The sequence below is a fragment of the Nocardia sp. NPDC055002 genome (assembly GCF_053608825.1).
The window spans coordinates 1,287,183-1,300,253 of the sequence record NZ_JBSGWE010000001.1 but is presented as its reverse complement, the minus strand read 5'-3'; the positions used below and the strand labels follow the sequence as shown (position 1 = coordinate 1,300,253).

Here is a 13,071-nt window from a genome sequence, read left to right as displayed (position 1 = left end):
CCGAGGCGCGCCGATCCCTAGGCTGGAGCCGTGGTCACTGTCCGTCGCTCCATCTGGCACGAGCCTCGGCCTACTGACGCCCCACCCATCGGTCGTCTCGACTGGCTGCTGGTGGGGGTGTTCACGGGCGCCACCTTGGTCGAAGGCATCGTTGCGCCGGGCTTGGCCTGGCGACCCGTTGTGGTGGTGCTCGCGCTGGCGCTGATGCCTGCCCTGCTCTGGCGGCGAAGCCGCCCCCTGATGGCCGCCCTGGTCGGGTGGGGCGTCGCCGGTCTGCTCACGATCCTCCAGCTGACCACGCACGCCGGGGACCTCGGCCTCTACTCCATGATGGCCGTCCTGATCCTGCTCTACTCCCTGGTGCGGTGGGGCTCGGGACGGGAGATCGTCGTGGGCACGGCGTTCGTGACAGTCGTTGTCGCGCTGGGGATGTACGCCTCCTCCGCGGGCTGGTCCGATGTTTTCGGCGGGAGCGTCCTCTTGCTGTTGCTCGTCGCCCTGGCGGCGGTGTTCCGCTACCGGGCGGACCTCTGGCATCGCCAACAGCGCGAGATCCGCAATCAGGAACGGGTAGCGCTGGCGCGCGAGCTGCACGACACCGTCGCCCACCACGTCTCGGCCATCGCGGTGCAGGCGCAGGCCGGTGGCGTGGTCGCCGCCATCCAGCCCGAGAAGGCTGCCGAGATCCTGGCGGCGATAGAGTCCGAAGCGTCGCGAACCCTGGCGGAGATGAGATCCATGGTGCGGGTGCTGCGTGAGGAGGACGCCGTCGCCTACGCACCGCAGCTCGGTGTCGCGGACCTGCCTGCTCTGGCGCGCGCCGACGCGACGCCCACCGTCGAGGTCTCGCTGTCCGGTTCGTTGACCCGGCTGGCACGGCCCGTGGACGCCGCGCTCTACCGGCTCGCGCAGGAGTCGCTGACCAACGCCGTACGGCACGCCCCGAGTGCGACCCGCGTCGGAATCGACGTACGCCGCGAGGGTGACGCCGTCAGGCTGCGTGTCAGCGACGATGGACAGACCGAGCCGGGGCCGGTCCCGGAGCCTGGATTCGGGTTGCGCGGCATGGCCGAACGCGCCCAGCTCCTGGGCGGATCGCTCTCCGCGGGGCCGGGGCCAGAGGGCGGCTGGGTGGTCGAGGCCGTGCTTCCGGTGGAGGCGCCGGCATGAGCATTCGTGTTGTCGTAGCCGACGACCAGGACTTGGTCCGGACCGGGCTGGTGATGATCCTCGGCGCGCAACCCGGCCTCGAGGTCGTGGGAGAGGCGGCAGACGGGCTCGCAGCACTCGACCTGGCGACCCGGCTGCGTCCCGATGTCCTCCTGGTCGACATCCGGATGCCCGGGCTCGACGGCGTCGAGGTGACGCGACGCCTTGCCGGGCCAGGCGTCACGGACCCGATGGCGGTCGTCGTGATCACCACCTTCGACCTCGATGAGTACGTCCTCGGCGCCCTACGCGCCGGCGCCCGCGGCTTCCTGCTCAAAGACGCCGGGCCGCAGCTCCTCGTGCAGGCCATCCACGCGGCGGCCAACGGCGACGCGCTGATCGCCCCCAACGTCACCCGCCGGCTGCTGGCGAATTTCGCCGGCCAGGCGCCGGTGGTACCGGTCCAGCCGATCGACCCGCTCACCGAGCGCGAGGAGGAGGTGCTCGCGCTCGTGGCGCGCGGCCGGACCAACGCCGAGATCGCCACCGAGCTCTTCGTCGGCCTGAGCACCGTCAAGACCCACGTCGCATCGTTGATGACCAAGCTCGACGCCCGCAACCGCGTCGAGATCGCGATGTGGGCATACGACACCAGACGCGTGCGAGCCGACTAAGCGGGTCCAGATTGTCTACTTTCGGCGGCTGATTCATCGGCGCCGAGGACGTCGGGTAGGGGAGCTTCTCAGGGTAGAACTCCGGGTCTTTCCAGGATTCGGAGACCGAAACCTATTGCTACGGTCCGTGCATGAACCATGATGCCTGCTTTTCGGCAACGAATTCTGGTCTGTGTGGACCGTTGTCAACGTCGAGATCGAAGCGAAGACGGGTAGGCGAGGATTCTGTCGCCCGAGGTGGTGGGCAGTCATGACGACAGTCCGTGCGCGCGGCAGTGCTACCGGATCGAATGTCATCGAAGTCGCGTGGTTCTTCGCGATCGCCATCGTGCTGTGCTATGCGCTGTCCGTTCCGATGGTCTTTCGGCTGGTCTCCACGGACTTCGACAACCTGATCGTTCCGATCCTGCAAATGACCCCGCTGCTCGCTGCGATCATCATGTGGCTCGCCCGACGACCCGGAACGTTCGGAGAAACATTCGCCACCGGGTGGCGTGGCACACCCAAGTGGGCAGGCATCGGCATCGGCCTCATCACCGCGATCGCCGCCATCCAGGCCGGCATCGCACTGGCATCGGGGATCTGGCCGCTCAACCCGCTCGACCAGATCTTGGCGGCGACAATATGGGTCATTCCGGTCTTCCTCCTGCAGTCGGTCTTCGCGATCGGCGAGGAGTTCGGCTGGCGCGGCTGGCTGGCGACCCGCGCCGCGTCATGGGGATTCTGGCCACTGGCCCTTGCCAGCGGTGTGGTCTGGATCGTCTGGCACCTGCCGGTGCTCGCCGTCATCGGAGACCGCCCACCGTGGGACATCGTCATCTATTTCGCGGGCATGCTGCCGTGGGCGCCGCTGCTGCTCGCACTTCGCTGGCGGTCGGGCAGTGTCTGGCCGGCAGTCATGACGCACGGAGCGATCAACAGCGTCCGGGTGTACCTGCTGCAATCGGTCCCCGATGCGACAGATCATCTGCTCATCGAGGTGATCGGCTGGGTGCTGACGCTCGCCGCTGCGCTGTGGCTGATGCGCACGAGCCCGGCGCCGATCGTCCAGGGAGCCGCTGAAGTTCACGCCCTTCCGCGAGGCTGAACGGTAGCGCCCCACGGAAACCCCTGGCCCGGCGAGTATCCCGCGCAGGCCATCTACCCGAAGTCGTGGTCGATGTGCCCGGTTGTCACTCCTGAGAGCGACGCGCCGGTCAGGTCGGAAAATCTAGGGTGAGCACATGGTGGACGAAGGGCTCGTGCGTTGGTGGCGGGCACATCCGGTGGCGGCCGACGCAGGGACCGCGTTCGCGTTGCTCGGCGTGTGTGTGCTGATGGGTTTGCTCGTCAACGGCGGGGTCGTGTACTTCGGGCTCACGGTCGCGTTGCTGGTGCCACTCATCGGGCGGCGACGGTGGCCCTCGGCTACAGCGGTGGCGGTCGCGGCGGCGGCGGGCGTGCAATGGCTGACCGTGCGCGACACCATCGGCGCGCTGCCCGCCGATCTCGCCGTGCCGGTCGTCGTCTATACCGTCGCGGCACACGGTAGCCGCGACGCAGGCAGACTCACGCTCGTCGCGGGCTTGGGTGGCGCGGTGCTCGGCGGCTGGAGCTGGCCGCAACTGCCCATGCCTGCGGTGGCCCATCTACTGGTCGGGTCGGCGCTGGCGGGAACTGTCGCGGCAGCCTGGCTCGGTGGCGCATGGCAACGATCACGGCACAGTGAGTTCGCCGCGTTGGCGGCGCACGCGGCGCTGCTCGAGCGGGAAGGCGCACAGCGCACACGGCTCGCTGTGCTCGAGGAGCGCACCAGGATCGCGCGCGATCTCCACGACATCCTGGCTCACTCGCTGGCGGTGATCATCGCTCAGTCCGACGGCGGTCGCTACGCGGCCCGGGCCGAACCCCACCGCGCGATCGATGCGTTGCGAGCGATCGGCGACCATAGCCGGGCCGCGCTCGCCGATACCCGCCGCGCCATCGGCGTCCTGCGGGAAGACACCCACGGGGAACCGAACCCGGCGCCCACCCCGGGAATCGCCGAGCTGACAGACCTCACCGACGACCTGCGCGCGGCAGGGCTGTCGGTCACCCTGTCCACCGATCTGCCCGCTGATCCGCTCGATACCGGGCTGGGACTGCTCGCCTACCGCATCGTGCAGGAAGGCTTGACCAATGTTGTCAAACACGCGGGCCCGACAGCGCGCGCCGAGGTCTCGGTACGCACCGATGCCAGGTGGCTGAGAGTCGAAGTCACCGACGACGGGCACGCCGGGTCGACGGGCAGCCCGGGTGGGTTCGGCCTGATCGGGATGCGCGAACGGGTCGAATCCTATGGCGGTACCGTCACTGTCGCCTACCGCGACGGCGGAGGGCATCACCTGGCAGCCATGATTCCGCTGACGGAGCAACGATGATCCGAGTTCTGCTGGTCGAGGATCAGGAACTGGTGCGCACAGGGTTGCGCATGGTCGTGGACTCCCAGCCCGACCTGACGGTGGTCGGTGAGGCGGGTGAGGGATCACAAGGCGTCGAAGCCGCGACACGGCTACGCCCGGATGTAGTCGTCATGGATGTGCGCATGCCCGGCACCGACGGCATCGAAGCCACTCGCCGACTCCTGGCGCTGTCCGGGCCTCCGCGTGTGCTGGTGCTGACGACCTACGACCTCGATGACTACGCGCTGGCCGCTGTTCGAGCCGGTGCGAGCGGCTTCCTGCTCAAAGACGCACCGGCCGAACAATTCCTGTCCGCCATCCGTTCGGTGCACGCCGGTGACGCGGTGCTGGCCGCCTCGACCACCCGTCGGTTACTCGGTCGCCTCGCGCCGCCCGTCGACCCCACCGCGCGCCACCTGGTGGATGCCCTCACCACCCGCGAGGTCGAGGTACTGCGGGTCATGGCGCGCGGCCTGTCCAATGCCGAGATCGCCGCGGAACTCGGCATCGGGGCGGGAACGGTGAAAACCCATGTGCGCCATATTCTGACCAAGCTCGCGGTCCGGGATCGAGTACGGGCGGTGATCGTGGCGCACGAGGCGGGCCTCGCCGGTCATGGTTCGGCCCGGTCGCAGGTCGCGTCGCCGGACGGAAGGACGCCGTCCAGGAGGTAGGCCGTCACGGTGTCATCGATACAGGCCGAACTGTCGAACAGATAGACACCGTGCCTGAATGCAGGTCGCAAGGTCAGCGACCGCGCCGCGGGCATGACCGTCCGCAACGCCCGCAGTCCTGCCGACGGGGCGACCGGGTCGCCGTCGGCGCCGACCAGCAACGCCGGGATCTGGTTGTCGATCTCGGTCGGCGGCTCGCTCGGCGATACCGGCCACATCGCACACGGGCCGAGGTGACGGGCCAGCGCGCCGAACAGGGGCTCCTCAGCATGATGCAGCTCGATATCGGTGAAGTAGTCCTCCACCGCGCGGGCCGGCCGGTCCGCGCACTGATTGGCGACCGTTGCGCTGAAGCCGAACTCGGGCGTCACGGCGGTGTCGGCGTAGAGGCCCAACTTGATCGCCAGGCCGGGCGGCGGCTCGACCTGCACTCCTCGCGACGCATCGATCAATGCTCGGATTTGATCACCGAAGGCGCTGTACGACTCGGCGGAGTCGTCGACGGTGAGCAGCAGGCCGGGGATCAGGTCGGCGGTCACGGTGATCCCGGCCAGCGTGATCGGCGCGTCGCGCACGCGATCGACGAGGTCGCGTATCTCGCCCGATACCGCTGCGGAGGTAGTACCGAGACCGATGTCCTGCTCGGCGGCCCAGCGAGCCCAGTCCGCCAAGGCCGCGGCATCGGCCGGCGCGGTGTCGCGGGTGAGATCGGGCCCGGCGGCACGGGGATCGAGTGGGCTGTCGAGAACGAGGCGGTCGACGTGCTCGCCGAACATCTGCGCATACACCGCACCCAGATAGGTGCCCCACGACCACCCCAGATACGACAGCGACGTTTCGCCGAGCAGTGTGCGCAGCAGGTCCAGGTCCCGCGCCACCGTGCGCGTGGACGCGTGCGGCAACAGATCCCGCCATGGTTCGCACCCCGACGCCAGATCGCGGGCGGCGACGACAACGCGATCGAATCCGGCTCGGTCGACTGGTGCCGCCTGCGCCACATTCAGATACTCGCTTGTCGGCCAACCACATTCCAACGGGGTACTGGCTCCGAAGAATCGTGGATCGAAGCCGACCACGTCGTAACGCTCGGCGAGCTCCGGTGCGCCATGACCCCCTTCCGGTCCGTCGATCAGCAGCGCGACCCCATCGCGAGACGGTCCGGGCCCTCCCGTCTCGACCACGAGCGTGCCGAGGCGCCGCGCGGCATCACCGGCGGGGCGACGTGCCACTGCGACGGTGATCGTTTTCCCGGCTGGCGCCGCGTAGTCCAGGGGAGCGCTGAACTCACCGCACTGCGCGCCCGCGGCCGCCAGCCGCCGCCCGACCTCGTCGTCCGCGCCGGCCTCGCAGTCGTGCCATGCGATGGTCTGGTCGTGGAAGCCGATCCGGTGCCCTGCGGTCGGGTCGGGCGTTTCGGACGGTCTGCACCCGGTGATCGCAGCGGCACACACCATCGAGGCCACTGCCACCGTGGCGAATTCGTTTCTGGAGATAGTCACCGTTCCACGGTATTTTCGGCGACCCGTCCGGGCGTCTACCCTCCGAACGAGATCTGGCCCCGCCGACCTACTCCGGAAAGAACAGCTGTACTGCCAGGTGCCCCTTCACACCATCACCCGACGGTCAGGTCATCCTCCAGAATGTGATCGTGTGAGCCCCATCCCGACCCGGTTCAGCATCTGGCCGAGCAGGTGGAGAGTTCGGGCTGGTGTCGGCGCTCCGGGGGAGGTGCTCTTCCAGTAGGCGGTGGTGAATGACTCGACGGTTGCGAGGGTATGGGCTTCGTTCCCGGCGGCAAGTTCCAGAATGAAACGCACGTAGTCGCCGATGTCGGTGCCCCGGGGGGTGCTGCTCGACAAAACCCTGAAGCCGCGGGGTCAAGGCGGGCAGCGTGCTGACCGTAGGGAATACGACGGCGAGACCCGCGAGTGCCAGCCGGACTGCCGGACATTCGGGTGCCCACCGGGCGAGCAGGTCCGGTGTGCAAGAGCGGACCGCCTCGCGGGCTCGGTCCTCGTTGCCGGGATCTGGTGCGGATGCTCATAGCCGTCGCTGCCTACGGCCGTCTTGTGCGGTTGTCAGCGGGGCCGGGCAGTTCGCTGGTCGCACTGCGGCGCAGCGAGTGTGTCAACAGATCGGGAGTGGGAACGCGCACGGTAACTCGAACCGAAGGAGCCCTCGTGACCAGTCGCCCAGACCTCCCCGCGCCCGAACAGGGTCTGATCCTCACCCATTTCCTGACCGTGCGCGATGTGGTCCGCTCGCGCGATTTCTACGCCGACATCCTTGGTGGCCAGGTCGTTCTCGCGGAAAATCCGGCTATCGTCAAGGTCGCCAACAGCTGGATCATCATGAATCCCGGCGGTGGACCCACCCCGGACAAGCCCGACATCACGCTGGCACCGCCGACGGCCGGCGAGGTGGTCTCGTCGTTTCTCAACGTGCGGGTCGCCGACATCGCTGCCTTCTATACCGACGCCACCGCCAAAGGCGCACAGTTCTTGACCGAGCCGCTGGACCGCAAAGCCGAACTGCGGTGCTACCTGCGCGACCCTGACGGCTACCTGATCGAGGTCGGTCAGGCCACCGGGATGCTGAAAGGCATCTTCGCCGACTGACCGACACGCTACCGTCGCTCGTTCGCGACGAAATCCACCGCGCTCCAGCGACTCGAGTGATCGAACAGTCACACCAAAGAGATGGGAGCACCAGTGCCGCAACACAAACCCCGCCTACTGCTCTGCCGGGTGCTCGGCCTTCGAGTCGGGCCGAGGCGATGACCGGGCCCGAGGCGGTGACCGAACCGGGCCCGCGCTTCGACGATCTGCGCGCGCTGTTCATCAATTGCACGCTCAAACGTTCGCCCGAGCCCAGCAATACCGACGGGCTGGTGCGGTTGAGTGCGCAGATCATGCGTCGGCGCGGTGTCGAAGTCGAGGAGCTGCGCGCGGTCGACCACGATATCGCGACCGGAGTGTGGCCCGACATGACCGAGCACGGAGCCCCGACCGATGAATGGCCGCAGATCTTCTCGCGCGTGCTCGACGCCGACATCCTGGTTTTGTGCGGACCGATCTGGCTGGGCGACAACAGTTCGGTGATGAAACGGGTGATCGAACGCCTCTACGGATGCTCGTCGATGCTCAACGATGCCGGTCAATACGCCTACTACGGGCGGGCAGCGGGGTGTCTGATCACCGGTAACGAAGACGGTATCAAGCACTGCGCAATGAATATCCTCTACAGCCTGCAGCACCTCGGATACACCATTCCGCCGCAAGCTGATGCCGGATGGATCGGATCGGTCGGTCCGGGACCGTCCTATCTCGATCCGGATTCGGGCGGACCGGACAACGACTTCACCAACCGCAATACGTCGTTTATGACCTTCAACCTCATGCACGTGGCGGCCATGCTGCGACGCAACGGCGGAATCCCGGCCTTCGGAAACCAGCGCAGCGAGTGGGACGCCGGATGCAGGCCCGATTTCGACAATCCGGAGCACCGATGAAACGCACCGAGGAATGGATCGAGCGCGGTATGGCCTGCCCGCGTGCCGAATACCGGCGCTGATCCGGTGAGCGCGCGGCCACCGCCGACAGACATCAGGTCACCGGAGGAGGCACCCCGTGCTTGTCGAGGTCGGTGGTGTGCATGTCGATGCAGAACGCGTCGGTCGCTGCCACGACGAGCGACGCCGGATCCGGATTCCGCGAGGCTGGTGACAGTCAGGACCCCATGCGGTCGTCGAGACATTTCAAGACCCAGCTGAACGCGGCCGAGGCGATGAGTTTGCTGGCGGGACCGAACACGAATCCGATACCCCGCACGGGTGAATCGAACTCCGATGTCCACGTGATCAGGGTCGTGCCTGGCGAGGTCGGCTCGAACTCGACACGGCCGAGTCTGTGCTGCAACGGTGGCCGCGCCTTGCGGATCCTGTACTCCATCAGGACGGGCCGGTCGAAGGCCGTGATCTCTTCACGGAACCAGGCGATGCCGGCGTTCACCTCGCGGATCGCGCCGAGCCCGTTCGGTTCGGTGTCGCCGGGCCGGACCACAGCGGCCGACGCGATGCCGGGCACCAGCGCCAGCGCCGCATGGTCGGTGTAGGCGTCGAACACCACTTCGATCGGGGCGTCGATGCTGCGTTGCACTTTCACGACTGTCATGGACAGAAATCCCTTCGGTTCACCACGGTCCGGCTGGGACCGGGACGGTTTGGCGGAGACGCGCATGGTGATGTCGGCGTGCACGAGGGCCACCTCTCGCACGAACACTTCCGTCTTCTCGGCCGTCGGTACCACCTTCATCGGGGAGGATCACCGGTCACGGGCACACGATCAACTCGACATCCGTTTCCGCAGCAACCTTCCTGGACGAGGCACCAGCTATCAGGGGGCGGTTCGGGCATTGGAGTCGAAGGCACCCGGGATTTCGTAGATCGCGCCGCTGAAGGTGGCGGCGAACAGACGGCCGGCGGAGAAGCCGGTCGTACCGCGACCGTAGGTGACGACGCTGGTCGACGGGGCTGCGGTGCCGAGGACGCAGTACCGGCCGGGTGAGTCGATGCGGACGATGCGGCCAGAGAGGTTGAAGGGGACGACGGGTCGATTCTGTGAGTCCAAGGTCAGGCCGTCGGGTGTACCGAAGGTGTCGGTACCGGACAGGTCCAGCAGCGATTGTGGTGCACCGGGATTCGCGGTGGGTATCCGGCTGACGCCAGGGTTGACGAAAGTACGTGAGATATAGAGGTATTCGTCGTCGGTGTCGAGCACGGCACCGTTGGCGCTGGGGAACCTCGCCCAGTCCGCCTGCACCGCGCCGTTCGGGCCGACACGGCCGACGAGGTTGCCGAAGTCGTTGGTGGCGTAGACGGTTCCGTCGCCCGCGACGTCCATGCCGTTGGCGGCGCTGAGACCCGAGGCGAACGGCGTCACCGCACCGGTATCGGGGTCGACCTGGACGATGCCTGCCAGGTGCACCAGATCGCCGATGACGACCCGGGCGTCCGCGCCGTAACCGACCAGCAGTTTGCCGTCTCGGGTCCAGGCGAGCGCACCGGCGCCGCCGCTGGGCACGGTGGCGATGACTACCGCGGGGGCGCCGGGGGCGTCGATCCGCAAGACGTGTCCGCTCACCAGGTCTGTGGCGTACGCGCGGCCCTGGGAATCGACGGTGAGACCTTCCAGGGCACCCGACACAGCGCCTACCTGCACCGCCGACTGACCGGCGCCCGGGCAGTCGGCGGCAGCTTGTGCGTGCGGTGCGGAGATGGCGGTCGCGGCCATGAACGCTGCTGCTGTGACGGGTAGGACAATTCGATGCAGGGCCTGCACGCGTACCTCGCTATGTCGGGTGGCTCATCGGTCCGGATGAGGTGGAACTACTTGTCGACCTGCCTACCGACTTCGGTCACAGTTGCCGGGGACGAGGACGGCTGCACAGCGTCGATCGTATTCGTGCGATCCAGGGTCGCCGATCGCCACGCGGCCGAACTCGCCTCGTTCTCCCCAGAGCGCCGGCGGCGTCATCGACGGCGCGAGGGTACTTCAGTCGAACAGGCGCAGAGCCGCCACCGGGCAGCTGTCGACCGCCAGCCGCACGTCGTCGAGGTCGGCATCGGTTACCTGGTCCGTCAGCACCGTCACGTTGCCTTCGTCGTCGACCCGAAAGATGTCGGGCAGCAATGCTTCGCACATGCCGTGGCCCTCGCACCGGGTGCGGTCGGCGGCGATCTTCATGCGGACACCGAGGCGCCGAGGCGTTCGAGCCGGATGGGTAGGCCGTCGAGGGGGACAGGGCCGGTCGCCCAGCCCATCGGCGGCGAGTAGTCGGCGGGAACGGTCCAGCGGTAGTGCAACAGCATGCGGTGCATGATCGCCTTGACTGTCATACCGCCGAAATAGAGTCCGATGCATTTGTGTGCGCCACCACCGAAAGGCGCCCAGGTATAGCGGTGGGCCTTGTCCTCGTGCCGTTCGGCCGTGAACCGTTCGGGATCGAACACGTCGGGGTCGTTCCACCAGCGGGCCTGACGCATGGCCGAGTACGACCCGATCATCACCAAGGTGCCGGCGGGGACGAACTGACCCTGAATCGCGGTATCCCGCACGGTTTCGCGGATCTGCTGCCCGACAGGGGAGTACATCCGCAGAATCTCTTTGAAGACCAGATCCAGCGCCGGCAGCCGGTCCAGATCTGCATAGTCGAGTGACTCTTTGCCCAACGCCTGCGATTCGGCGCGCAGCCGGTCCTGCCATTCGGGATGCAATCCGAGCTGGTATCCCATCATCGACACCGCGATCGTGCTGGTGTCGTGCGCGCCGAGCAGGACGAAGATCAGATGGTCGACGATATCCTGGTCGGTGAATGTGTGGCCTTCCTCGGAAGCGGTGCGGCACAACACGCTGAACAGATCCTCGCCGTTTCCCGCGCGTTTGGCAGGCAGCTCGCGACGACAGTGATCTTCCAGCACTGCGCGCCCGCGCAGTCCGCGTGCCCACAATCCGCCGGGCAGATTCGTGCGCACCAGCGCCTGGCCGCCACGCACCGCATCGATGAACGCCCGCTCCAGCCCGGCGGCCTCCGGCCCGAGATTCGCCCCCATGAACACTTCTGAGGACAAGCTGAGCAGCAGGCGTTTGGCCGCCGGGTAGAGCTGGAAATCGCGATTCGGCGTCCAGTCGCGCATACCGCGCTCGATGGCCGGACTGGTGATATCGAGATAGCCGACCAACCGCGGTCGGGTGAAGGCCTGCTGCAGAATCCGACGGTGGTAGCGGTGTTCCTCGAAGTCGCGCAGCAGGATGCCGCCGCGAAAGAACGGGCCGATGAAGAAGGTATAGCCGCGCTGCGCGGAATACACCTTGTCGCGGTCGGCGAGTACCTCTTCGGTGGCCTCCGGTCCGGCGACCATGACAACGCGTCGCCCGACGAGTCCGGCCCAGTGCACCGGCCCGTACTTGTCGAAACGGCGGCGGGCGAAATCGAGACTGTCGCTCATCGCGGGTATCGCGTGCCCGATGAGCGGGACGCCGTAATCGCCCATGATCGGACGTAATCCGCTGCCGGGCAGCGGGTCTGCCAGCGCGCGGGTCTGCGAAGGATATCGCTCGGCAATAGCGGATACGGCGGACTTGGCCCGTCGGCCCAGGGTCGACATCATGTTCGTTGTCCTCTCGCACCGTTGCGATGTGGTGTGACTTGGAGCATATAGGAATCAGTCGTTTCCGTAAACGATTGATTCCTGTTTCTGGTGCGGCATACTGAGGGTTGTGACACGGGCAGCGACCGGCATCTATCGCGGCACCTCGGCCGAACAGCGACGCGACGAACGCCGCCAGCGGCTGATGGACGCTGCCCTCGACATCATCGGCACCCAGGGCTGGGCCGCGACCACCGTGCGCGGAGTCTGCGAACAGGCCAAGGTCGGTCCGCGGTTCTTCTACGAGAGCTTCGACGACCTCGACGCACTGGCCGCCGCCGTACACGACGAGATCATCGACACCGCGATCCGCTGCTCATTGGACGCACTCACCGCCGCGCCGGATGACATCGCAGCCAAAACGCGGGCAGCCGTCACCGCTATTCTCAATTCCGTCGTCGAGGACCCCCGCCGCGCCCGCATCGCTTTCGCCGAGGCGCACGGCAGCGAAATCCTGATGCGACGCCGCGCCGCCGGCATGCGCACTATCGCCGACGTCGTCGCCGAACAGGAACGCGCACTGCTGGACCCGCCGGCCGGCAGTGAAACCCTGGTCCGTGCGGTCTCTCTGATGATCACCGGCGGCGCCGCCGAATTGGTCCTGGCCTGGCTCGACGGCGGTATGGACATCAGCCGCGACGAACTGATCAACCTCTGCGTCGAATTCGTGCTGACCTTCGCCGACAACCTGACCACTATGGCCGCCCGATTGGCGCATTGAATGCGCGCACGGGACGGTGGAACCATCGGCTGCTAGGTCCTGTCTGCCAACCGGGTTTCCGGTTCTCCTCCGATAGGCCGTCGGGCCGGGCGTGATGTTCGCCGTGGCGACGACTGTCGGTGATCGAAGAGACGCGGAAATTTAGTCGGCCGCCGTGCTGGTGGCTGCGATCTCGCGCGGATGGACGGCGGTCCGGACCAGGTCCGTTGGAGTGTGACGTCCCCTT

The 13,071-nt window shown here is 67.1% G+C and carries 13 protein-coding genes; 8 read left to right on the top strand and 5 right to left on the bottom strand.

The genetic code is table 11. The features are described from left to right. The first annotated feature begins 30 nt into the window (after positions 1 to 30). The 5 genes from ACWF99_RS06185 to ACWF99_RS06165 all read left to right on the top strand — a co-directional run bounded on the left by ACWF99_RS06185 (position 31) and on the right by ACWF99_RS06165 (position 4,917). Entirely contained in the window at positions 31 to 1,170 is a 1,140-nt protein-coding gene (locus ACWF99_RS06185; RefSeq protein WP_452535047.1) for a sensor histidine kinase, read from the top strand. Beyond that, a complete protein-coding gene (locus ACWF99_RS06180; protein WP_452535045.1) occupies positions 1,167 to 1,823 on the top strand; it encodes a response regulator in 657 nt (218 codons plus the stop codon). Before ACWF99_RS06185 ends, ACWF99_RS06180 begins: the two co-directional genes overlap by 4 nt. A gap of 250 nt (positions 1,824 to 2,073) precedes the next feature. Beyond that, complete coding sequence (locus tag ACWF99_RS06175) at positions 2,074 to 2,910, top strand: CPBP family intramembrane glutamic endopeptidase (protein WP_452535043.1); 837 nt, start codon at positions 2,074 to 2,076, stop codon at positions 2,908 to 2,910. A gap of 136 nt (positions 2,911 to 3,046) precedes the next feature. Then, a complete protein-coding gene (locus ACWF99_RS06170; RefSeq protein WP_452535041.1) occupies positions 3,047 to 4,222 on the top strand; it encodes a sensor histidine kinase in 1,176 nt (391 codons plus the stop codon). Then, entirely contained in the window at positions 4,219 to 4,917 is a 699-nt protein-coding gene (locus ACWF99_RS06165; protein WP_452535039.1) for a response regulator, read from the top strand. Before ACWF99_RS06170 ends, ACWF99_RS06165 begins: the two co-directional genes overlap by 4 nt. Here the strand turns inward: ACWF99_RS06165 and ACWF99_RS06160 are convergent. After that, positions 4,857 to 6,416: an alpha/beta fold hydrolase gene (locus ACWF99_RS06160; protein WP_452535037.1), complete on the bottom strand. Its 1,560-nt coding sequence runs from the start codon at positions 6,414 to 6,416 to the stop codon at positions 4,857 to 4,859. The genes ACWF99_RS06165 and ACWF99_RS06160 overlap by 61 nt on opposite strands. A 681-nt stretch (positions 6,417 to 7,097) precedes the next feature. Here ACWF99_RS06160 and ACWF99_RS06155 point away from each other — a divergent pair. Beyond that, positions 7,098 to 7,535: a VOC family protein gene (locus tag ACWF99_RS06155; protein WP_378630540.1), complete on the top strand. Its 438-nt coding sequence runs from the start codon at positions 7,098 to 7,100 to the stop codon at positions 7,533 to 7,535. Positions 7,536 to 7,693: 158 nt separating this feature from the next. Beyond that, positions 7,694 to 8,428 (top strand): flavodoxin family protein, encoded by a 735-nt coding sequence (locus ACWF99_RS06150; RefSeq protein ID WP_378630541.1) that lies wholly within the window; start codon positions 7,694 to 7,696, stop codon positions 8,426 to 8,428. Positions 8,429 to 8,645: 217 nt separating this feature from the next. On the opposite strand, the gene ACWF99_RS06145 is transcribed toward ACWF99_RS06150, so the two are convergent. The 4 genes from ACWF99_RS06145 to ACWF99_RS06130 form a co-directional block, all read right to left on the bottom strand. After that, positions 8,646 to 9,230, bottom strand: a complete 585-nt coding sequence (locus ACWF99_RS06145) for an SRPBCC family protein (RefSeq protein ID WP_452535035.1) — start codon at positions 9,228 to 9,230, stop codon at positions 8,646 to 8,648. Positions 9,231 to 9,311: 81 nt separating this feature from the next. Further along, positions 9,312 to 10,208 carry an SMP-30/gluconolactonase/LRE family protein gene (locus ACWF99_RS06140; protein ID WP_452535033.1) on the bottom strand — a complete coding sequence of 299 codons (897 nt, stop codon included), beginning with the start codon at positions 10,206 to 10,208 and terminating at the stop codon, positions 9,312 to 9,314. 261 nt (positions 10,209 to 10,469) lie between these two features. Continuing rightward, positions 10,470 to 10,661 carry a ferredoxin gene (locus ACWF99_RS06135; protein ID WP_378630546.1) on the bottom strand — a complete coding sequence of 64 codons (192 nt, stop codon included), beginning with the start codon at positions 10,659 to 10,661 and terminating at the stop codon, positions 10,470 to 10,472. Then, positions 10,658 to 12,085, bottom strand: a complete 1,428-nt coding sequence (locus tag ACWF99_RS06130) for a cytochrome P450 (protein WP_452535030.1) — start codon at positions 12,083 to 12,085, stop codon at positions 10,658 to 10,660. The genes ACWF99_RS06135 and ACWF99_RS06130 overlap by 4 nt, the downstream gene beginning before the upstream one ends. 109 nt (positions 12,086 to 12,194) lie before the next feature. Between ACWF99_RS06130 and ACWF99_RS06125 the strand changes: the two genes are divergently transcribed. Next, positions 12,195 to 12,845, top strand: coding sequence for a TetR/AcrR family transcriptional regulator (locus ACWF99_RS06125; protein WP_452535028.1), 651 nt, complete (start codon positions 12,195 to 12,197; stop codon positions 12,843 to 12,845). The last annotated feature ends 226 nt before the right edge of the window (positions 12,846 to 13,071 follow it).

What these genes read in the sequence shown, in the direction of transcription:
- ACWF99_RS06175 (WP_452535043.1), top strand. Translation starts at nt 2,074, where the DNA reads ATGACGACAGTCCGTGCGCGCGGCAGTGCTACCGGATCGAATGTCATC.
- ACWF99_RS06145 (WP_452535035.1), bottom strand. Translation starts at nt 9,230, where the DNA reads ATGAAGGTGGTACCGACGGCCGAGAAGACGGAAGTGTTCGTGCGAGAG.
- ACWF99_RS06180 (WP_452535045.1), top strand. Translation starts at nt 1,167, where the DNA reads ATGAGCATTCGTGTTGTCGTAGCCGACGACCAGGACTTGGTCCGGACC.
- ACWF99_RS06140 (WP_452535033.1), bottom strand. Translation starts at nt 10,208, where the DNA reads ATGGCCGCGACCGCCATCTCCGCACCGCACGCACAAGCTGCCGCCGAC.
- ACWF99_RS06165 (WP_452535039.1), top strand. Translation starts at nt 4,219, where the DNA reads ATGATCCGAGTTCTGCTGGTCGAGGATCAGGAACTGGTGCGCACAGGG.
- ACWF99_RS06170 (WP_452535041.1), top strand. Translation starts at nt 3,047, where the DNA reads ATGGTGGACGAAGGGCTCGTGCGTTGGTGGCGGGCACATCCGGTGGCG.
- ACWF99_RS06130 (WP_452535030.1), bottom strand. Translation starts at nt 12,085, where the DNA reads ATGATGTCGACCCTGGGCCGACGGGCCAAGTCCGCCGTATCCGCTATT.
- ACWF99_RS06150 (WP_378630541.1), top strand. Translation starts at nt 7,694, where the DNA reads ATGACCGGGCCCGAGGCGGTGACCGAACCGGGCCCGCGCTTCGACGAT.
- ACWF99_RS06135 (WP_378630546.1), bottom strand. Translation starts at nt 10,661, where the DNA reads ATGAAGATCGCCGCCGACCGCACCCGGTGCGAGGGCCACGGCATGTGC.